Genomic DNA, 18,807 nt, shown 5'->3' with positions numbered 1-18,807 from the left:
GACGCGTCAAGGACAAGCGCCAAAACGCTTTCTGAACCAACGTGGCGGCAAGGCACGCGGATCGGCAAACAGGCCCCGCCGCTGATTTTGGGCCTGAATTTGCAAATCGTCATAGATGCCCGCCTGCTGCTGGTAGCTGTACGACCAAGCATGGCCTTGCGCCACCATCCATGCGCCCACGTCATGGCCTTGGCGTGACAACTGCGCGAGCAAGCGTCCATAGGTGTCGCGGTGGTGGCCCAGCACCTCCACCGTTTGACCCTGCAGCACACCGTGCAGCGCCATGCGCGACTGAGGCCCCCAGGTTTGGCAAATCTCAGGCGCATCAATGCCCAATAAGCGCACCTTGTGCACCTCGCCCCCATGCAAGGGCTGCACCCACACGGTGTCACCGTCGCTCACATGCGTGACCACACCAAGCCACGCGCGCTCCAGACCGGCCTGCACAGCGCTTGCACACAGACAAGCCGCCATCAGCGTGGCTCGTAACAACGGCAGGAGGTGGTTTTTGGGTCTTAGCATCACGTCGTATTGGAGTCGGCAGCGAACCCCAGGTTTGCCAGCGCCGCTCAAAGACATCGAGAGACGCCCACCCAAGGTGCCCGCGTTAGGATGGATCTATGCGCGAATTGAACCACTGGTTTCCGTTTTTAAACTGGCCCCGCCCCACGGCTGAACTTCTCAAAAGCGAAGCCTTTGCAGGTTTGAGCGTGGGCCTGATGGTCATTCCTCAAGGCGTGGCCTACGCGGCCTTGGCGGGCATGCCGCTGATCACAGGCATTTACGCCTCACTCATTCCCGCGCTGGTGGCGGTGTTGTTCAGCGCATCGAGCCGCTTGTCCGTCGGGCCCACGGCACTCACCAGTATTTTGGTGTCGGCATCACTCACCGGCATGGCCGAGCCAGGCAGCGCCGAGTGGGTCAACCTCACGGTGTGGTTGTCGCTGATGACGGGCTTGCTGCAAGTCGGCTTGGGGTTTGCACGTTTTGGGTGGTTGCTGAATTTGGTCAGCTCCCCCGTGTTGATGGCTTTCACGCAAGGGGCCGGCCTTTTGATCATTGCCTCGCAACTGCCAGCGCTGTTGGGCCTCACGCACGGCTGGTCGTCGCTCTGGCAACCGCAGCACATCGATGCAGCCAGCCTGTTGTTGGGTTTGGTGAGCTTGTTGGTACTGGTCTTGGCACGCCGCTGGCGCCCCACGTTTCCCACCGTGCTGGTGGTGGTTTTAGGGGCTGCGGCTGTGAGCGCTGGACTGGACTTGCAGGCCCAAGGCTCTGCGGTGGTGGGGGCTTTGCCGCAAGGTTTTCCAAGCCTGTTTTGGCCCAAGGTTGTCGATTGGGACACCTTCAAGCAGCTGGTGCTGCCCACCTTGGTGATCACCTTGGTGAGTTTTTTAGAAACGGCCTCAAGCGCCAAGGTCGACAACGACCGCAGTGGCAAACGTTGGGACCAAGACCAAGACCTGATCGGCCAAGGTTTGGGCAAAGTGGCTTCAGGGTTGTGTGGGGCCTTTCCCACCAGCTCCTCGTTCTCGCGCTCGGCCTTGAACCTGTATGCAGGCGCGCAGTCTGCGTGGGCCACGGTGTTGTCTGTCGGCGTGATTTTGCTGATCTTGCTGTGCTTCACCTGGGTGCTGCAACCCGTACCGCAATCGGTACTGGCGGCCATTGTGGTGGCGGCCGTGATGGGGTTGATCAAACCACGTGCCTTTGTGCAGCTCTACACCATCAACCGGGTCGAAGCCGCCACGGCGGTCGTCACCTTGGTGATCACCCTGCTGTCGGCCCCGCGCTTGTATTGGGGCGTGCTGGCGGGCATGCTGATGGGCTTGAGCCACTTTTTGCACACACGCTTGCACCCGCGCATCATCGAAGTGGGCTTGCACGCCGACGGCAGCTTGCGCGACCGCCATCTGTGGAAGCTACCTCCCTTGGCCCCTCAGCTCTTCGCCCTGCGCATGGACGCCGAACTGGACTTTGCAGCGGCCAGCTCACTTGAGCGCGCGGTGATGGAACACCTCAGCCAGCACGAAGTTCGCCACGTCTGCCTGTTTGCCCTGCCCATCAACCGCGTTGACGCCACCGGCGTGGAGAGCCTGGCCAAGCTAGAGGCCGTGCTTCACGAGCGACGCATCACCTTGCACATCAGTGGCATGAAGTTGCCCGTCGAAACCGTGTTGCGCCGAGCGGGCTGCTTGCAGCCCCACGCAGGCTTGCGCATGTACCGCACCGATGCCGAGGCGGTGCAACAACTGCGGCAGTTGGAGACATTGCCGGCGGACATGGGGTGGTGCATCTGAGGCCATGAAGGGGCCTGTGCACAGGCCCCAAACTTGGTCTGCTCAGGCGGTGACGATCCACCCCTCCAACGGGTCACAGGCCGGCAAGCCATAGTGCGGGTGCCCTGCTTCGTGCTGCACCTGCGCCCAAGCCGCTTGCACCATGCACAACACAGCGTCCAAGCTGTCGCCGGAGGCATCGTCCACCAAGGTGTCGTGTTGCGCGTGGGTGAGTTTGAGGCGCAGCCCCAGGCGGGTCTGCCCCAACTCCAGGGCTTGCAACAGTTGCTTGCGCGCAATCAAACGCTCAGGGGTTTGCTTGGCTTTGTCGTCGCTTTTGTAGCTGGTGTTGCCTATCAGCTCACGCGCCAGCAAGCCGGGGTAGGCCTCCAGAGCAATGCGTGTCCCAACAGAGAGGGGACTGGCAAGGGACGGCATGTGCACGCATGGCAAGTGCACGCCCGCTTGTAGGAGCAAAGGCACACCGGCGTGCAGCATGTAGGCCACAGGTGGGTTGACCCACTTCATGGAAGGGCTAGAACCTGCGGGCGTGTCTGTGGCGCGGTGGGCGAATTTGCCCCCCACGGGACGCGCATCGCAAAAGGCTTTGAAGGTGTCACGTATCTCGGCACGGCTCAGGGCGGCGTAGTGGTGCATACAGGCTTGCCAATCGGTGGGCCAGCCCAGGGTCTGCACCAGTTCGCGCGGCAGCCCAAATGGCAAATCAAAACCACCCACCCAGGCCTGCGGCTGTTGCAGCCAATTGGCGAAGTCTGGCAGGGTGTGCAGGCGCACCAGTTCACGCAATTGCACCCGGCCTTGTGCCACATGGCCCAAGGCCAACACGATGGGTTTACGTCGGGAGGGGCTGCTGCTGAAGTCGCAGCCCAACAACATGGGCGAGGCACTCATGCCAGCCAAACTGCTGGCAATGTTTAAGCGCGACCGACGATGGACGCGGTGGCCATCAGTTCTTCCAGCAGTGCAAACGACACCTGGCCAGACACACCGTAGGGGTCGAGCTCGGGAGTTTCGGAGTACTTCAACACGATAGAAGGGTTGAGTTTGTCCAAACGCACTTGGCCCATGGTCCAGCCACCAAAGCGACGTTCGGTGATTTCTTGGTAGCTCAGCAAAACCACATCTTTGTGCCGCGGGTCGCGCACGATGTGGGTGTACAAATCGTTGACTTGGTTGCGCCCACCCTCAATGGCCTGGAGGTAGATTTCCCCGCCATAGCACAGCACGCCCGTGATGCCATTGCCCAGGTTGTGGTCGCGCGCACTGGCCAAGATGGACTCGGTGGCTTCTGGCGACTCAGGGTGCACCGCACGGCTGACATACAACAAACGAACCAGCATGGCATCAGTCCTTTTTAGGAATCAGAGACAAAAATTCACGGCGCAAGTTGGGGTCTTTCAAGAAAGCACCGCGCATGACCGAGTTGATCATCTTGCTGTCCATGTCCTTGACCCCGCGCCAAGACATGCAAAAGTGGCTGGCCTCCATGACGATGGCCAAGCCATCGGGCTGTGTTTTTTCTTGAATCAAGTCGGCCAGTTGCACCACGGCCTCTTCTTGAATTTGGGGACGGCCCATGACCCATTCGGCCAAGCGCGCGTACTTGGACAAGCCAATCACGTTGGTGCGTTCGTTGGGCAGCACGCCAATCCAGATCTTGCCAATCACGGGGCAAAAGTGGTGGCTGCATGCGCTGCGCACGGTGATGGGGCCGACGATCATCAACTCGTTGAGGTGCTCGGCATTGGGGAATTCGGTGATGGCCGGGGCCGCGAGGTAGCGGCCTTTGAAGACTTCTTGCAGGTACATCTTGGCCACGCGACGGGCGGTGTCGCCGGTGTTGTGGTCGTGGTCGGTGTCGATGACCAGGCTGTCAAGAACGCCTTGCATCTTGGTTTCCACCTCGTTGAGCAAAGCTTCCAGCTCTCCGGGTTGGATGAACTCGGCGATGTTGTCGTTGGAGTGGTAGCGCTTGCGCGCGGCGGTCAAACGCTCGCGAATCTTGACAGAAACGGGCGTGCCCTCAAAGGTGTCTTTCTCATTCATGGCGAGCATGGTAGCAGCGAACAGAAACCCCCGCAGTCAGTAGCGTTTGCCTGTCAAAAAGACACCAAAGCGCAAGACCCAAGAGGCCATCATGTCGATGCCGCGCTGCCACCAGCCACGTTGCAGAAAGGCCTGTGGGTCGACCAACACCGAGCCTGAATGCATGGCATCCACCAGGCTGTCTTGTAGGGCTTGGGCCAAAGTGGCGTCGCGCATCACCACATTGGCTTCTCGCGCCAGCAACAAACTCAACGGGTCTAAGTTGGAGGAGCCCACCGTGGCCCAATGCCCGTCGATCACCGCCACCTTGGCATGCAAGAAACTGGCGTGGTACTCGTAAATCTCCACCCCGGCGGCCAACAACTGTCCATACAGTTGGCGCGATGCGCGGTAGGGCAAGAAGTACTCGTAATGCCCTTGCAGCAGCAAGCGCACGCGAACCCCACGAAGCGCGGCCATGACCAAGGCGCGTCGCAAGCGCAAACCCGGAAAGAAATAGGCACAGGCCAGCACAATGTCTTGGTGTGCCGTGCCAATCGCCTTGCGATAAGCCCGCTCGATGTGGACTCGATGGCGCACGTTGTCGCGCAGCAGCAGTTGTGCTGTTCCCTTGGTGGACAAATGGACCGTCTGGTCGGCACTCATCAAAGCATCCAATGCGCCGACCACATCGTTGCTGCGCAACTCGCGCACAGCCTCTAGCCGAGACCACAGTTGCGTCATGGTGTCGTGCACCGCTTCAACCAGTGGGCCACGCAGGCTCACCGCGTAATCCAACCGTGCCGAAGGCAATAGGCCTTTGACGTGCGGGTCCAAAAAATCGTCCAAGATGTTGATGCCGCCACAAAACGCCAGCGCACCGTCCACCACACACAACTTGCGGTGCAATCGACGCCAATGGCTGGGCCACCACAAGCCACCGCCGCTCAAGGGCGCATACACGCGCCATTGCACGCCTGCTTCATCAAAGCGGGTGCGCCATACAGCGGGCAAATCACGCGTGCCCACCCCGTCCACCACCAGACAAACCGTCACCCCGCGCTGGGCCGCGCGTACCAAGGCGTGCGCAACATCGGCCGCTGCCCCGGCGGTGTCAAAGATGTAGGTTTCCAAGCGCACGTCGCGTTGGGCGGCATCCATGGCTTGGATCAGGGCAGGAAATAAATCCACTGCGCCGCGCAGCAAGCAAATGTCGTGTGCTGCGTGCTGCTGCATCAGGCTTTATCCCAGGCAAATTCCACCAGCAAAGGCAAGTGGTCGGACATGCGGTGCCATATGGCACCTTGGGGCGTCACACTTTTGACGGCCTGCACACCGCGCGCATACACATGGTCCAGTTGAACCAGCGGCAAGCGGGAGGGATAGGTCGGCGCGGCTGCACCCAACTGCCCCTGAAACCCAAACTCAGCCATCATGCGTTTCACCGTGTTGCCCCAATCGTTGAAATCTCCGGCCACCAGCACAGGCACATTGGCGGGCACCTCGCGCGCAATGTAGCGTTGCAGTTGCTTGACTTGACGCACGCGGCTGGCTGGCAACAAACCCAAGTGCACCACGATGACATGCACATCGCGCCCCTGAATTTGCAAAGTGACATGCAACAACCCCCGCTGCTCAAAGCGGTGGTCGGACATGTTTTCATGGCTTTGGTCCACCACGGGCCAGCGGCTCAGCAACGCATTGCCATGCTCCCCGTGTTGGGTGATGGCATTGGTCTGGTAAACCGCGGTGTAACCCTCTGGCGCCAAAAACTCGGCCTGCCCAACGTCGGGCCAATGCAAAAACCGTCGGGCGTGCAAACGGTTGAAGGCGCGCACCTCTTGAAGGCACACGATATCGGCATCGAACTGCTCCACCGCGTGACCCAAGTTGTGAATCTCCAAGCGACGCGCAGGCCCCAAGCCTTGAACGCCCTTGTGGATGTTGTAAGTGGCGACTTTGAAAGTTTGCATGAGTTGCACAGAGTGTGCCTCAGCGGCCAAAAATGCTATATTTGTTAACTATTTGACTAATTTGTGATATAAACTAAACATGAATAAATCTACACATTTCCAAGTTTTTGTTGGTATTGCTGTTTTTCATCACCTGTCAACAGCGGGCCCCCTCGACCTTGAATGGTCGACCAGTGCAGGCCTGAACCACTACAAAGAGCCCGTCATGCAATTGCACGGGCCAGAGTTGGGGCTTCATGCCAAAACTCGACGCCTAGGCAATGTGCCAGGCGTGACGGGAGAGGCCGATGTCTTCATTGGGCAGCAGCACTACACCAGCAACACCACAGGAAGCATGGGCGGTGTGACCAACATCGAATCGCGTTGGCGGGGGCTTTCCCGAGTCCTGCCTGGCCTTGGACCCACCCAAGGCTTGTATGCAGGCTTGGGGCTGCACACGCTGTGGAATGACCTGCGCGGCAACTCCACCACCGGTGGTTCGGGCTATGAGCGACAAGCGGTGCAGCTGTGGCTGCCATTGCGCTGGGTCAGTGACGACGCTTGGCAGTTCGAAAGCGGCCTGTTGCTGCGTGGTCGCCATGGCTCCAAACTCTCCCAATCCGACCCGAACAAGCCCGACATCACCAACACGCAACGACATGGCGTTTACGCACAAGCCAGTTGGGACTACAGCTTAGACTCACGCCAGATGATCACTCCCTACGTCCGTTACACCTACTTGGCAGATTCGGATGTCGTCAAGACCTGGTACGAACCCAACAGCCAACGCTGGCAATTGGGCCTGACGTGGCACTGGGACAACCGTTGACACTTCCCTTGATCGACCCCCTCTCTTTGAGTTGGCGCTCAGAAAGCGGCGCACCCGCCCCGCGCCGCATCCAGCTTGCCGACGACACCCTCAACGCCGACACCGCCTACCGCTACGCCAGCGAAGGCACGGGCTTGCTGTGGCAAGGCGACTTTCACAACGCACGCCAACTGCTGCAAGCCTTGGTGCGTCGCGCCGACCGCAAGCCGCGCAAAGCCAACAAATCAGCCGCCACGCCGCCCACACCTGCGCAAAGTTTTCACTTGCACCGCCAAGCCTTGGGCCAACGCGCTCGCACCTTGGGCATGGTGCTGGTGCCACTCCAGGCCGACTACAGCATTCCCCTGCGCCGCGCACCCGATCTGCAACTTGCCTGCCACGAAGCTTGGGGTCCCAGCAATGGTCAAGCCTGCATGGTCTCGTTGCGCGAACTGTTAGGGGTGGTGGGCGCACACGAGTGGCGCAAAAAGGGCGTAGAGATCGCTGCGCTGGGAGCGCCGCCCCACAGCCGCATTCACCCTCACTACGGCGTGTTCTCCCCCATCCGGGGTGAATACGTCGACTTGGTTGCACGCACCCCTTTGCCCGACACCAGCTTGGCGTTTGACATTGGCGTAGGCACCGGCGTGCTGTCGGCCGTGTTGGCCAAACGCGGCGTGCAGCACGTGGTGGCCACTGACCAAGACCCACGGGCGCTGGCCTGCGCCCACGACAATCTGCAACGCTTACAGCTGTTGCCGCAGGTGGACCTTGTGCAAACCCACTTGTTCCCCCCCGGGCAAGCGCCGCTGGTGGTGTGCAACCCGCCTTGGGTGCCGGCACGTCCAAGCTCACCGATCGAACATGCCGTGTACGACCCAGACAGCGGCATGCTGCGCGGTTTTTTGAGTGGCTTGCGCGAACACCTGACGCCTCAAGGCGAAGGCTGGCTCATCTTGTCCGACCTGGCGGAACACCTGGGCTTGCGCTCACGCGAAGCGCTGATGGGATGGATTTCAGAGGCCGGCCTGCAAGTGCTGGGGCGCCACGACATCCGTCCGCGCCACAGCAAAGTCATGGACACCAGCGACCCCCTGCATGCGGCACGGTCACAAGAAGTTACTTCGCTTTGGCGCTTAGGTAGCGCCGTTTGAGCCAAGGCCAAAAGCCTTGGTCCTGCCCCGGCGAGGTGGTCTGTGCCCACAGATCTTGCTGCGTGAAAGCCGCATGTTTGGGATGCACGGCTGGCGCAGGCTTGAGCGCATTCAACACAAATTGGCACACGGCATCGGTGTAAGGCGCGGGATGCACCGCACCCGCCACCAAAAACAGCGCACTGCCCGGCAAGACCCGCTTGATTTCGCTGATCTGCTCCTGGGTGCACACCGCAGATTCACCCCCATAAACCCAACGCACCGGCCCGCTGAAAGCCTCTAGCAGCTGGGCAAAGTGCATGCCCTTCCAGTCCTTCTTGTAGGGCAAATCAAAGTGCGTTGACGACTGCACGGCCTCCACGGCACCCACACTCACCCGAAGTTGTTGCGCCAGAACTGAGGCGCTGGGCATGCGCCCACCTTGCTTCATGCTGCCGTAAAGGCCATAGATGGCCATCCAGTTCAAGCTCAAACCAATGTCGTTGAGAAACAGGCCTTTGATTTGCAACTGAGGGTCTTGCGCCAAATACATGGCCAAGATACCGCCCATGCTGGTCCCCAGCACTTCAATGCGCGGCACTGGCGCGCCATCGCGCATCACCACCCGACGCACAAATTCGGCGGTGTCTTGCACATACACCGACATGGCATAGCCGCTGTCGTGGGGCAAAGGGTCAGAGTCGCCGCGCCCACAGTGGTCCAAGCTGATCACCCGCAAACCCGGCACCGCCTTGGCCGCGTGCAGCAAGGGTTCAAACGTAGCTCGGGTTTCCAGCAAGCCTGGCAAGCACAACAGCACGTGCTCGCTGTTGGCGTCACCCACATCGCTGTAGGCCAGTCGGCGGTCGGAGGAAGGCAACGGGAAATATTGCGCAGGGAATTGGGAAATCGTCATAAGCAGTCGTTCATCCTAATCCATCGAGTTCCAGACTTAGAAAAGAATTCATTCTGGTACTGTTTGATGTCAACCATCTCACAGCATCTGAGGGTGTTCCGTTGAGCTTGGTAGGTTCTAATGGATCGACGGTCGTTATGACGACTTGACAGGTCAACCAGCGGAAAGTGAGTGATGATGAAAAAAATCCGTGTCAAGATGGGTCTCAGCAACTCGGTAGGTCTGCGTCAATTGTCAGACCGAACGTCTGAAGCGGCGATGGTTGCTCTGGCTTCATCTCATCCCTATGCCTCTGCTTAAAGCCCAAGGCCTCACCCTCGGCCCCATTCAAAACCTCACCCACACCTGGCCCGCTGGCGTGAGTTGGGTTTGCGGCGACGAAGGCACGGGCAAAACCACACTGTTGCGTTTGCTGGCTGGCCAGGTGCCGCCCACGGCGGGCAGCGTCATGGCACCTGAGGGCGGTGTGTTTTGGATTGACTTGCAAGACCCTGCACATCACAGCACCACCGTGCAAGCCTGTTGGGATGCGCTGCACGCGCACTACCCCAACTGGAATGATGCGTTGCTGGAAGATTTGGCCAGCGCGTTGCAGATGAACGAACACCGCCCGAAACAGCTGCACATGCTCTCCACAGGCAGCCGACGCAAGGTGATGGTGATTGCCGCGCTGGCGTCTGGAGCCGCCATCACCTTGATGGATCAACCCTTTGGCGGGCTTGACCTGGCGTCGATTCGGGTGATCAAAGACTTTCTCCGCGAAGCAGCAGATCACCCCAACCGCGCATGGCTGGTGGCCGATTACGAGGCACCCAGTGATGTGCCATTGGCAAGTGTGCTGAATTTAGACGCACCGCGGTAAACCAACGGACCCCAGACGCAAAAAAGGCACTGAATGGAGTCAGCGCCTTTTTGCTTAGAAAGAAGTTCAGGCCTGTCAGGGCGGTCAAGCCTTCACGGCATCTAAGTTTCGCAAGCGAATGTGCAACTCGCGCAATTGTTTTTCGTCCACCGGGCTGGGAGCTTGCGTGAGCAAGCACTGTGCACGTTGGGTTTTGGGGAAGGCAATCACGTCACGGATCGACTCGGCGCCGGTCATCATGGTGACGATGCGGTCCAAACCAAAGGCCAAACCACCGTGTGGCGGTGCCCCGTATTGGAGGGCATCGAGCAAGAAACCAAATTTCAACTGGGCTTCTTCAGGCGTGATCTTCAAAGCATCAAACACTTTTTGCTGCACGTCCGCGCGGTGGATACGCACCGAGCCGCCGCCCATTTCCCAACCGTTCAACACCATGTCGTAGCCCTTGGAGATGCACTTCTCAGGGGCGGTGACCATCCAGTCTTCGTGGCCGTCTTTGGGGGCTGTGAAGGGGTGGTGGGTGGCCGTGTAGCGCTGGGCTTCTTCGTCGAACTCGAACATGGGGAAGTCAACCACCCACATCGGCGCCCAACGGTCTTCGAACAAACCGTTCTTTTTGCCAAACTCACTGTGACCAATTTTGATGCGCAAAGCACCGATGGCGTCGTTGACGATCTTGGCTTTGTCGGCACCAAAGAAAATCAAATCACCGTTTTGTGCACCGCTGCGCTCCAGCACGGCGTTGAGCGCTGCATCGTGGATGTTTTTGACGATGGGCGACTGCAGACCGTCACGTCCCTTGGACAAGTCGTTGACTCGGATGTAAGCCAAGCCCTTGGCGCCGTAGATTTTGACGAACTCGGTGTAGGCGTCAATCTCGCCACGGCTGATGCCGCCACCCTCTGCCGAGCCATGGGGCACACGCAAGGCCACCACGCGACCGCCCTTCATGTTGGCAGCACCGGAGAAGACTTTGAAGTCCACATCGCCCATCACATCGGTGACTTCGGTGAACTGCAACTTGACGCGCAGGTCTGGCTTGTCCGAACCGAACAAGTGCATGGCGTCGGCATAGGTCATCACCGGAAACTCGCCCAAATCAACTTGGATGGTGTTCTTGAACACCGTGGTGATCATGCCCTGGAACATGTCACGGATTTCTTGTTCGTCCAAGAAGGAGGTTTCAATATCGATCTGGGTGAATTCCGGTTGACGGTCAGCGCGCAAGTCTTCGTCGCGGAAGCACTTGGTGATTTGGTAGTAGCGGTCGTAGCCGGCCACCATCAACAACTGTTTGAACAACTGGGGCGACTGAGGCAGCGCAAAGAACTGGCCGTCGTGGACACGGCTGGGCACCAGGTAATCGCGTGCGCCTTCGGGCGTGCTCTTGGTGAGCATGGGGGTTTCGATGTCGACAAAGCCATTGGCGTCCAAAAACTTGCGCACTTCCATTGACACGCGGTAGCGCAGCATCAGGTTGTTTTGCATGTAGGGGCGGCGCAGGTCGAGCACGCGGTGCGTGAGGCGCGTGGTCTCCGACAAGTTGTCGTCGTCAATTTGGAACGGAGGCGTCACCGATGCATTGAGCACGATCAACTCATGGCACAACACTTCAATCTTGCCGCTTTTGAGGTTGTCGTTGGTGGTGCCTTCAGGGCGCGCGCGCACCAAGCCTTTGACTTGGATGCAAAACTCGTTGCGCACGTCTTCGGCCACCTTGAACATCTCAGGCCGGTCTGGGTCACACACCACTTGGACATAGCCTTCGCGGTCGCGCAAGTCGATGAAGATCACGCCACCGTGGTCGCGGCGACGGTTGACCCAGCCGCACAGGCTCACGGTTTGGCCATTCAGGGCTTCGGTCACCAGACCGCAATAGTGGGAACGCATTGCCATGTTCAATTACTCTTTGTTTGAATTTCAGGGGTACCAGGCGACACCGCGCCCATCGAGATCACATAAGTCAGGGCTTCGTCCACGCTCAGGTCAAGCTCTTTGACCTCCGAGCGCGGCACCACCAAAAAGAAGCCACTGGTGGGGTTGGGCGTGGTGGGGACGTAGACACTGACATAGTCACCGGGTAATTTTTCTGCAATCTCGCCTGTGGGCGTGCCAGTTTGAAATGCAATCGTCCACACACCCTCGCGCGGGTACTGCACCAGCAAAGCTTGGCGAAATGCATTGCCGTTGCTGGAAAACAAGGTGTCAGATACCTTTTTGACGCTGGTGTAAATGGACTTGACGATCGGGATGTGGGTGAACAACTTGTCCCATTGTTTGACCCACCAGCGCCCGGCCACGTTGGACACCAAGGCGCCCGTGATCAGCAGCCCCAAGAAGACCAACACCATGCCCAAGCCTGTGATGTCACGCAGCTCCACCAAGGTCTCATGCGATACAACGGAAGAAACGGTGTTGATGAACATGCCGTCCATCACGGCGACCAACCAAGTCAGGACCCAGACCGTGATGGCCAAAGGCGTCCAGACCAAAAGGCCGGCCAGCAGGTATTTTTTAAGAGGCATGGTGTGAGCTGAGTGAAAAAGACATGGGGTTCAATGACAAGCGCATGAGGTGCCACAGCCGCCCGCAGCCGCTGAAGTCGATGCAGCTGGCGCATCGCCTCCACTGGGTGCAGCGGCAGGGGCTGCCGCATCAGTGCCAGCAGCGGGTGCAACCGGAGGCGCCGAGGTGCCACCCGAGCCGCCCTTGAAGTCGGTGGCGTACCAACCCGAGCCTTTGAGCTGAAAACCAGCGGCCGTGAGCTGTTTGGTGAACGTGGGTTTGCCGCACTCTGGGCAATCGGTCAGAGGTGCATCTGAGATTTTTTGCAAAACGTCCTTGGCATGGCCGCAGGACCCGCATTTGTAGGCGTAGATAGGCATGGCTGAAGGATGGGTAAAACCTGCAATTATAGGCGGTGGGCCCATCTTCAAGGCCCTCTTTCCAGGGCCGTCAAGCCTGTTTCAACCGGCTCAGGTGGTCGCCAGTGGGTGGTGGCCGGCATGGGTATTGCGGATGGCCTGGGGGGCCAATGACCCACCACACATCCCGACCAAACTGGCCAACACACCCGCCAATTGCGCTGGGAATTCCTCGCCTGCAGGGGTGAACATGAACAAGCCCCAAATCAGCAAACCGAAGGCGATGGCAAAAATGGCGCCCTGTGTGGTGGCTCTTGGCCAATACAAGCCAAAAACCAAAGGCACGAAAGCGCCGACCAGAGGCACTTGGTAAGCGCCAGAGACCATTTCATAGATAGAGGTGCCTTGCATGGCAATGGCGTAGCACAGCACCAGCGAACTGAAGACCAGCACGGTGATCCGCATGGCACGCAACTCTTGCTTGTCGCTTTGGTGAGGATGGAACTGACGCCAAATGTTTTCGGTGAAGGTCACACTGGGCGCGAGCAAGGTGGCCGAGGCACACGACTTGATGGCAGATAGCAAAGCTCCGAAAAAGAGCACCTGCATGGCAAAAGGCATGTGTTCCATCACCAAAGTAGGCAACACTTTTTGCGGGTCTTCGGCGATCAAGGCGGCGGCCTTCTCCGGCATGATGAGCATGGCGCTGACCACCAAGAACATCGGCACAAAGGCAAACAAGATGTAACAAATGCCACCAATCACCGGGCCGTGCGTGGCAGCCTTGACGCTGTTGGCGGACATCACGCGCTGGAACACATCTTGTTGCGGAATCGATCCAAACATGATGGTGATCGCGGCGGCAAAGAAAAACACCATGTCCTTGAAGTTGGGTTCTGGCCAAAACTTGAACATGTCTTGGCTGATGGCCAAAGCCACCACTTTGTCCGCGCCACCTGCTTGGTCGGCCGCAAACACGGCCAAGATGGACAAGCCCACCACCAAGATGATCATCTGGATGAAGTCGGTGATGGCCACCGACCACATGCCACCAAACAAGGTGTACGCCAAGATCGACACCACGCCGATCACCATGCCGAGGGGCACGCTGATGACCTCGTTGGACAACACGTTGAAGACGAGCCCCAGGGCCGTCACCTGCGCCGACACCCAACCCAAGTAGCTGACCATGATGATCAACGAGCACACCACTTCGACGGTGCGCCCATAACGCTCACGGTAGTAGTCGCTGATGGTGAGCAGCGTCATGCGGTAGAGCTTGCCCGCAAAAAACAGCCCAACCAAGATCAAACAAAACCCTGCGCCGAAAGGGTCTTCGACCACACCGTGCAAGCCGCCGTTGACAAATTTGGCCGGAATGCCCAACACGGTTTCCGATCCGAACCAGGTGGCAAAGGTGGTGGTGACAATCATCGCCAAGGGCAAATGCCGGCCCGCAATGGCAAAGTCGGCCGAGTTTTGGACCCGCTTGGCAGCCATCAACCCAATGGCAATGGTGACCAACAAATAGACCATGACAAGTGTGAGCAGCACGGGTCAAACTCCTTACAAAAACTCAGAAATGCGGGTGCAAGCGGACCAAAAATTGCATCACCAACAAACCCGCCACAAAGCCCACACCACACCACATCAAGCGCTGTAACAGGCGGTTGGTGCGGCGCTGCTCTTGGATCAGGGTTTGCAATTGTGGGTTGTCCTCACCTTGACGGTGCTTTAAAAAATCATGCACCAAGCGCGGCAACTCGGGCAGCAACTTGGCATAACGGGGCGCCTCGGCCACCAATTGGTCCCACAGTTTTTTGGGGCCCACTTGGTCCAGCATCCACTTTTCCAAGAAGGGTTTGGCCGTGCTCCACAAGTCCAATTCAGGATCGAGTTGTCGCCCCAAGCCTTCGATGTTGAGCAAGGTTTTTTGCAGCAACACCAGTTGCGGCTGGATCTCAACATTGAAACGGCGCGAGGTCTGGAACAAACGCATCAAGACCAGGCCTAAGGAAATTTCTTTGAGTGGGCGATCAAAGTAGGGCTCGCACACCGCACGGATGGCCGACTCCAACTCATCCACGCGGGTGTCGGCAGGCACCCAACCCGACTCGACATGCAACTCGGCCACGCGCTTGTAGTCACGGCGAAAGAAGGCGGTGAAGTTTTGCGCCAGATACTCTTTGTCAAATTCGGTCAGCGTGCCCACGATGCCAAAGTCAAGCGACACATAGCGCCCAAAAGTGGCTGGATCCAAACTGACCTGAATGTTGCCGGGGTGCATGTCGGCATGGAAAAAACCATCGCGAAAGACCTGGGTGAAAAAAATCGTGACGCCATCGCGGGCCAACTTCGGAATATCCACCCCTGCTTCACGCAAACGATCCACCTGGCTGATGGGCACGCCGTTCATGCGCTCCATCACGATCACCTCGGTGTGGCAATAGTCCCAGAGCATCTCTGGGATCAACACCAAGTTGAGGCCTTCCATGTTGCGGCGCAACTGTGCGGCATTGGCGGCTTCACGCACCAAATCCAACTCGTCGTGCAGGTACTTGTCAAACTCAGCCACCACCTCGCGCGGCTTCAAGCGTTTGCCGTCGACCGACAACAGGTCGACCCAACCCGCCATCATGCGCATGAGGCTCAGGTCTTTGTCGATCACGTTCAGCATGCCGGGTCGCAGCACTTTGACCGCCACGTCACGCAATTGACCGTTGCGGTCTTTGGCTACAGCAAAGTGCACCTGGGCAATGGAGGCGCTGGCCACGGGCTGGTGGGTGAACTCCACAAACACGTCTGCCAAGGGACGGCCAAATGCGCGCTCAATGGTGGCAACAGCCACGCTGGAGGGGAATGGTGGCACCCGGTCTTGCAACAGCGCGAGCTCGTCTGCGATATCGGGCGGCAGCAGATCGCGCCGAGTCGACAGCACCTGGCCAAACTTGACAAAGATCGGCCCCAGATGCTCGAGCGCTTCACGCAGTCGCTGACCACGTGGTGCGCGCAGGTCGCGCCCCACCGACACGATGCGTGCCAACAAACGCAAGCCTGGCTTTTGAAAACTGGTCAGCACCAACTCATCTAAGCCATAGCGCAACACAATGAAAACGATGTACACACCGCGGTACAAGCGTGTCATGACGGCGCCTTCGGTGTCGAGAGAGGCTTCACAAAATCTCTCAGGGCAGCGACGACACGCTGAGCAATTTGGGCCAGTGTGTGTGCAGGGGCATCACCGATGACGCGCGCCAAGTCTTCCTCGGGGTCCCAGCGCACGTGGTCGATCAACCAGTTCACTTCGGCGGCCAATTGCACGTCGCCCTCGATGCGAATCGCAGGTTTGTTGCCTTGCAACACCGAACGAGCCAAAGCCACGGGTGAAGACTCGCTGACGCGCAACACCAAGTCGGGTGTGTGGACAGGCTGACCAACAGGCAACAGCTCCAACAAGCCTGCGGGGGTGAACTGGCATTGAAACACTTGATCGCGCCAATGGAGTTGCACGCTTCGGCCACGTTGGCGTTGCAAGCGATCGCGCGCAGCAGGTTCTTGCAGCAACACATGGTTGAGAAACAACACCACGCGCTGCTGCAGCTCTTGGACCGCCCAGGGCGGGGGCATCAAAGCTTGAGGTAAATCGGCGGGCAGGTTGGCGCGCAACTTGTTTGCAGCGTCACTCAACCAAGAAAAAGGGGACTGTGTGGCCATAGTCCCCAATTATTCCTTGTATTTGCACGTCACTCAGACGGCATGGCTTTTCAAGCTGGCTTACTGCAGGGCTTGCACGCCTGCCACCAACCAGCCCAAGCTGCCATCTTTGGGTTTGGTCATGTTCCAAACCTCGCGGAAGGGTGTGGGGCCGGCAGAGGGCTCTTCACGGATGAGGCCCGAGAACTCGATGCTGGCCATGTAAAAAGCACCTGCCTCTTCGATGCCCAGGAGTTGGGCGTTGAGCATCACCACCTCGGTGTGGTTGGGTTGACCACCCGCTGTGGTTTCACGCTCGGCCAATTGGGCTTTGATTTCTTCCACCATGGTGTCGGTCATCATCGAGCGCAGCGTAGACACATCCGACTTGTCCCAAGCTTGTTGCAAGGTGTGGAAGTTTTGTTTGGCTGCATTGACAAAACCTTCCGTGTCAAAGCCGGCCGGAATACCCCATGTTTGAGTGCCCGCCAAGCCAGAACCAATGACGGCCCCTTGAGAGGCAGACACATCGGAGGAAAAGCGTGGGTCGGTGTCTACCGGTCGAGCAGAAGCATCGTTGCCCACGTTGTGTGGGTTGTATTGCGGCATGCTGCGCGGCTCTACCGGCGCGCCAGCCCCTTCGAAAGCGTAAGGGCTGTTGTTGGCAACAGCGGGTTGGCGACGGCGCATGACCATGCCAATGACCATCATGACCACCAAAGCGATCAAACCAAACATCAAGAACTGACCGAACTCAGCGCCAAAGCCCATCGAGTGGGCTAGCCAAGCCAAGCCTAAGCCAGCAGCCAAACCACCGAGCATGCCGCCCATGCCACCAAAACGGCTGGGCGCGGCTGCCGGGGCAGCAGGCGCTGCTGGTGCGACGCTGGGCGCAGCAGCAGGGGCAGGGGCAGGCTTGGCGGTTTCACGCTGGGTGACCTGGTTGGACTGCTGCCCCACCGATTTACCCCCCCCCAAACGCTTGGCAGCGTCGGCATGCAAACTTGTCAAGGCCATCGCGATGACCAACAGAGCGGACCAAATTTTCATTTTCTTGTCTCCAAAAACCAGCACAAATTCAACACTTGATGCCCACATGCAAGGCCACCACGCCAGCGCTCAGATTGTGAAAGTCCACATGGCCAAAGCCGCAGGTTTTCATCAACGCTTTCAAGTCTTCTTGACTGGGGTGCATGCGGATGGATTCGGCCAAATAACGGTAACTGGCGTCGTCACCTGCAACCATCTTGCCCAGTTTAGGGAGAACGTTAAAGGAGTACCAGTCGTAGGCCTTTTCCAGGGGCTTGGCCACTTTGGAGAATTCCAACACCAGCAATTTACCGTTGGGTTTGAGCACACGGCACATCTCTTGAAGTGCCGCGTCTTTGTGGGTCATGTTGCGCAAGCCAAAGGCCACGCTGACCACATCAAAGTGGTTGTCTGGGAAAGGCAGTTTTTCGGCATCGCACACCAGGGTGGGCAAGACCACGCCATGGTCGAGCAAGCGATCACGCCCGGTGCTCAGCATGGCTTCGTTGATGTCGGTGTGCACCACGCGTCCTGTGTGACCCACCTCTTTGGCAAAGGCCATGGCCAAGTCGCCGGTGCCGCCTGCGATGTCGAGCACTTGGTAGCCCTCGCGCAGGTCAGCCACCCTCACGGTGTAACGCTTCCAGACACGGTGCAAGCCCATGGACATGAGGTCATTCATGACGTCGTACTTGGATGCCACTGAATCAAACACGCCACGCACATGGCGGGCTTTGTCTGACTCGTCAACCGTTTTGAAACCGAAGTGTGTGCTGCTCATGAAGCTGGATGGTATCAGTGCGAATGGCCGCAACTCGAACCCGCTGCCTCGGGCATGGGTGCATCGCGTATGACGCCGGCTTCTGTCAAGCGGCGCTCGTAATCCGCCCACAGTTGGTCTTGCTGCGCACCCAGAAAATAGAGGTACTCCCACGAAAAGATGCCCGTGTCGTGGCCATCGCTGAAGGTGGGTTGCACGGCGTAGTTGCCAACCGGGGCCAGCTCCGTCAGGGTGACCTCGCGTTTGCCGGTTTGCAACACTTCTTGACCTTGCCCGTGCCCCTGCACTTCAGCCGATGGGCTGTAGATGCGCATGAGTTCAAACGGGATGCGGAACGAGGCACCATCCGAAAAGCTGACCTCCAGCGCGCGGGTGGCCCCGTGCACCGTGATGTCTTGCGGGGTGGGGGTGTTTTTGTCTAAACCAGCCATGCTTGTGCTCCCG

20 protein-coding genes are annotated in these 18,807 nt (G+C 58.7%); 4 read left to right on the top strand and 16 right to left on the bottom strand.

Annotated features, from left to right (window positions below; genetic code table 11):
* Positions 1-6 precede the first annotated feature (6 nt).
* The gene (locus ACKWJN_RS08250) at positions 7-522 is read right to left on the bottom strand and encodes a thermonuclease family protein (protein ID WP_408595864.1); all 516 of its coding nucleotides are present in this window, start codon (positions 520-522) and stop codon (positions 7-9) included.
* 98 nt (positions 523-620) lie between these two features.
* On the opposite strand from ACKWJN_RS08250, the gene ACKWJN_RS08245 reads away from it, so the two are divergent.
* Positions 621-2,300, top strand: a complete 1,680-nt coding sequence (locus ACKWJN_RS08245; RefSeq protein ID WP_408595862.1) for a SulP family inorganic anion transporter — start codon at positions 621-623, stop codon at positions 2,298-2,300.
* A gap of 42 nt (positions 2,301-2,342) precedes the next feature.
* Here the strand turns inward: ACKWJN_RS08245 and ACKWJN_RS08240 are convergent, their stop codons facing one another.
* From ACKWJN_RS08240 to ACKWJN_RS08220, 5 genes are read right to left on the bottom strand one after another with little or no spacing between them, the layout of a single operon-like run.
* Positions 2,343-3,191, bottom strand: coding sequence for a DUF429 domain-containing protein (locus ACKWJN_RS08240; RefSeq protein ID WP_408595860.1), 849 nt, complete (start codon positions 3,189-3,191; stop codon positions 2,343-2,345).
* A 23-nt stretch (positions 3,192-3,214) separates the two neighbouring features.
* Positions 3,215-3,640, bottom strand: coding sequence for a BLUF domain-containing protein (locus tag ACKWJN_RS08235; RefSeq protein ID WP_408595858.1), 426 nt, complete (start codon positions 3,638-3,640; stop codon positions 3,215-3,217).
* A 4-nt stretch (positions 3,641-3,644) separates the two neighbouring features.
* On the bottom strand, positions 3,645-4,346 hold the full coding sequence (gene folE, locus ACKWJN_RS08230) for a GTP cyclohydrolase I (RefSeq protein WP_408595856.1): 702 nt from the start codon (positions 4,344-4,346) through the stop codon (positions 3,645-3,647).
* Between the two features lie 36 nt (positions 4,347-4,382).
* Positions 4,383-5,561 carry a cardiolipin synthase ClsB gene (gene clsB, locus ACKWJN_RS08225; RefSeq protein ID WP_408595854.1) on the bottom strand — a complete coding sequence of 393 codons (1,179 nt, stop codon included), beginning with the start codon at positions 5,559-5,561 and terminating at the stop codon, positions 4,383-4,385.
* The gene (locus tag ACKWJN_RS08220; RefSeq protein ID WP_408595922.1) at positions 5,561-6,298 is read right to left on the bottom strand and encodes an endonuclease/exonuclease/phosphatase family protein; all 738 of its coding nucleotides are present in this window, start codon (positions 6,296-6,298) and stop codon (positions 5,561-5,563) included. The genes clsB and ACKWJN_RS08220 overlap by 1 nt, the downstream gene beginning before the upstream one ends.
* 205 nt (positions 6,299-6,503) lie before the next feature.
* Between ACKWJN_RS08220 and ACKWJN_RS08215 the strand changes: the two genes are divergently transcribed.
* A complete protein-coding gene (locus ACKWJN_RS08215) occupies positions 6,504-7,106 on the top strand; it encodes a hypothetical protein (RefSeq protein WP_408595852.1) in 603 nt (200 codons plus the stop codon).
* Positions 7,103-8,239, top strand: a complete 1,137-nt coding sequence (locus ACKWJN_RS08210; protein ID WP_408595850.1) for a methyltransferase — start codon at positions 7,103-7,105, stop codon at positions 8,237-8,239. Before ACKWJN_RS08215 ends, ACKWJN_RS08210 begins: the two co-directional genes overlap by 4 nt.
* Here ACKWJN_RS08210 and ACKWJN_RS08205 read toward each other — a convergent pair.
* Entirely contained in the window at positions 8,205-9,134 is a 930-nt protein-coding gene (locus ACKWJN_RS08205; protein ID WP_408595849.1) for an alpha/beta fold hydrolase, read from the bottom strand. The two genes, ACKWJN_RS08210 and ACKWJN_RS08205, sit on opposite strands and share 35 nt — an antisense overlap.
* Before the next feature lie 286 nt (positions 9,135-9,420).
* Here ACKWJN_RS08205 and ACKWJN_RS08200 point away from each other — a divergent pair, with 286 nt between their 5' ends.
* On the top strand, positions 9,421-9,996 hold the full coding sequence (locus tag ACKWJN_RS08200) for an ATP-binding cassette domain-containing protein (protein ID WP_408595847.1): 576 nt from the start codon (positions 9,421-9,423) through the stop codon (positions 9,994-9,996).
* Between the two features lie 84 nt (positions 9,997-10,080).
* Here the strand turns inward: ACKWJN_RS08200 and aspS are convergent, their stop codons facing one another.
* The 9 genes from aspS to ACKWJN_RS08155 all read right to left on the bottom strand — a co-directional run bounded on the left by aspS (position 10,081) and on the right by ACKWJN_RS08155 (position 18,794).
* A complete protein-coding gene (gene aspS, locus ACKWJN_RS08195) occupies positions 10,081-11,892 on the bottom strand; it encodes an aspartate--tRNA ligase (RefSeq protein ID WP_408595845.1) in 1,812 nt (603 codons plus the stop codon).
* Between the two features lie 2 nt (positions 11,893-11,894).
* Positions 11,895-12,521 carry a DUF502 domain-containing protein gene (locus tag ACKWJN_RS08190; RefSeq protein ID WP_408595843.1) on the bottom strand — a complete coding sequence of 209 codons (627 nt, stop codon included), beginning with the start codon at positions 12,519-12,521 and terminating at the stop codon, positions 11,895-11,897.
* 30 nt (positions 12,522-12,551) lie between these two features.
* A complete protein-coding gene (locus ACKWJN_RS08185) occupies positions 12,552-12,881 on the bottom strand; it encodes an FmdB family zinc ribbon protein (RefSeq protein ID WP_408595842.1) in 330 nt (109 codons plus the stop codon).
* Positions 12,882-12,971: 90 nt separating this feature from the next.
* Positions 12,972-14,414, bottom strand: a complete 1,443-nt coding sequence (locus ACKWJN_RS08180) for a sodium:solute symporter family protein (RefSeq protein ID WP_408595841.1) — start codon at positions 14,412-14,414, stop codon at positions 12,972-12,974.
* A 22-nt stretch (positions 14,415-14,436) separates the two neighbouring features.
* On the bottom strand, positions 14,437-16,005 hold the full coding sequence (gene ubiB / locus ACKWJN_RS08175; RefSeq protein ID WP_408595840.1) for a ubiquinone biosynthesis regulatory protein kinase UbiB: 1,569 nt from the start codon (positions 16,003-16,005) through the stop codon (positions 14,437-14,439).
* The gene (locus ACKWJN_RS08170; RefSeq protein WP_408595839.1) at positions 16,002-16,574 is read right to left on the bottom strand and encodes a hypothetical protein; all 573 of its coding nucleotides are present in this window, start codon (positions 16,572-16,574) and stop codon (positions 16,002-16,004) included. The genes ubiB and ACKWJN_RS08170 overlap by 4 nt, the downstream gene beginning before the upstream one ends.
* 60 nt (positions 16,575-16,634) lie before the next feature.
* Positions 16,635-17,603: a Tim44 domain-containing protein gene (locus ACKWJN_RS08165; protein WP_408595838.1), complete on the bottom strand. Its 969-nt coding sequence runs from the start codon at positions 17,601-17,603 to the stop codon at positions 16,635-16,637.
* Between the two features lie 28 nt (positions 17,604-17,631).
* Positions 17,632-18,363 carry a bifunctional demethylmenaquinone methyltransferase/2-methoxy-6-polyprenyl-1,4-benzoquinol methylase UbiE gene (ubiE, locus tag ACKWJN_RS08160; protein ID WP_408595837.1) on the bottom strand — a complete coding sequence of 244 codons (732 nt, stop codon included), beginning with the start codon at positions 18,361-18,363 and terminating at the stop codon, positions 17,632-17,634.
* 14 nt (positions 18,364-18,377) lie between these two features.
* Positions 18,378-18,794: a gamma-butyrobetaine hydroxylase-like domain-containing protein gene (locus ACKWJN_RS08155; protein ID WP_408595836.1), complete on the bottom strand. Its 417-nt coding sequence runs from the start codon at positions 18,792-18,794 to the stop codon at positions 18,378-18,380.
* Between the last annotated feature and the right edge of the window lie 13 nt (positions 18,795-18,807).

The sequence above is a fragment of the Limnohabitans sp. genome, from assembly GCF_046052825.1.
Lineage (GTDB): Bacteria > Pseudomonadota > Gammaproteobacteria > Burkholderiales > Burkholderiaceae_C > Limnohabitans.
The sequence above is the reverse complement of the archived record's forward strand: the minus strand, read 5'-3'. Positions and strand labels throughout refer to the sequence as shown.

Bases quoted from the DNA above. Each gene is read 5' to 3' on its own strand.
- ACKWJN_RS08250 (WP_408595864.1), bottom strand. From the start codon at position 522: ATGCTAAGACCCAAAAACCACCTCCTGCCGTTGTTACGAGCCACGCTG.
- ACKWJN_RS08205 (WP_408595849.1), bottom strand. From the start codon at position 9,134: ATGACGATTTCCCAATTCCCTGCGCAATATTTCCCGTTGCCTTCCTCC.
- aspS (WP_408595845.1), bottom strand. From the start codon at position 11,892: ATGGCAATGCGTTCCCACTATTGCGGTCTGGTGACCGAAGCCCTGAAT.
- ACKWJN_RS08200 (WP_408595847.1), top strand. From the start codon at position 9,421: ATGCCTCTGCTTAAAGCCCAAGGCCTCACCCTCGGCCCCATTCAAAAC.
- ACKWJN_RS08215 (WP_408595852.1), top strand. From the start codon at position 6,504: ATGCAATTGCACGGGCCAGAGTTGGGGCTTCATGCCAAAACTCGACGC.
- ACKWJN_RS08190 (WP_408595843.1), bottom strand. From the start codon at position 12,521: ATGCCTCTTAAAAAATACCTGCTGGCCGGCCTTTTGGTCTGGACGCCT.
- ACKWJN_RS08155 (WP_408595836.1), bottom strand. From the start codon at position 18,794: ATGGCTGGTTTAGACAAAAACACCCCCACCCCGCAAGACATCACGGTG.
- ACKWJN_RS08170 (WP_408595839.1), bottom strand. From the start codon at position 16,574: ATGGCCACACAGTCCCCTTTTTCTTGGTTGAGTGACGCTGCAAACAAG.
- ACKWJN_RS08245 (WP_408595862.1), top strand. From the start codon at position 621: ATGCGCGAATTGAACCACTGGTTTCCGTTTTTAAACTGGCCCCGCCCC.
- ACKWJN_RS08235 (WP_408595858.1), bottom strand. From the start codon at position 3,640: ATGCTGGTTCGTTTGTTGTATGTCAGCCGTGCGGTGCACCCTGAGTCG.
- ACKWJN_RS08185 (WP_408595842.1), bottom strand. From the start codon at position 12,881: ATGCCTATCTACGCCTACAAATGCGGGTCCTGCGGCCATGCCAAGGAC.
- ACKWJN_RS08220 (WP_408595922.1), bottom strand. From the start codon at position 6,298: ATGCAAACTTTCAAAGTCGCCACTTACAACATCCACAAGGGCGTTCAA.
- ACKWJN_RS08240 (WP_408595860.1), bottom strand. From the start codon at position 3,191: ATGAGTGCCTCGCCCATGTTGTTGGGCTGCGACTTCAGCAGCAGCCCC.
- ACKWJN_RS08165 (WP_408595838.1), bottom strand. From the start codon at position 17,603: ATGAAAATTTGGTCCGCTCTGTTGGTCATCGCGATGGCCTTGACAAGT.
- clsB (WP_408595854.1), bottom strand. From the start codon at position 5,561: ATGCAGCAGCACGCAGCACACGACATTTGCTTGCTGCGCGGCGCAGTG.
- folE (WP_408595856.1), bottom strand. From the start codon at position 4,346: ATGAATGAGAAAGACACCTTTGAGGGCACGCCCGTTTCTGTCAAGATT.
- ubiB (WP_408595840.1), bottom strand. From the start codon at position 16,005: ATGACACGCTTGTACCGCGGTGTGTACATCGTTTTCATTGTGTTGCGC.
- ubiE (WP_408595837.1), bottom strand. From the start codon at position 18,363: ATGAGCAGCACACACTTCGGTTTCAAAACGGTTGACGAGTCAGACAAA.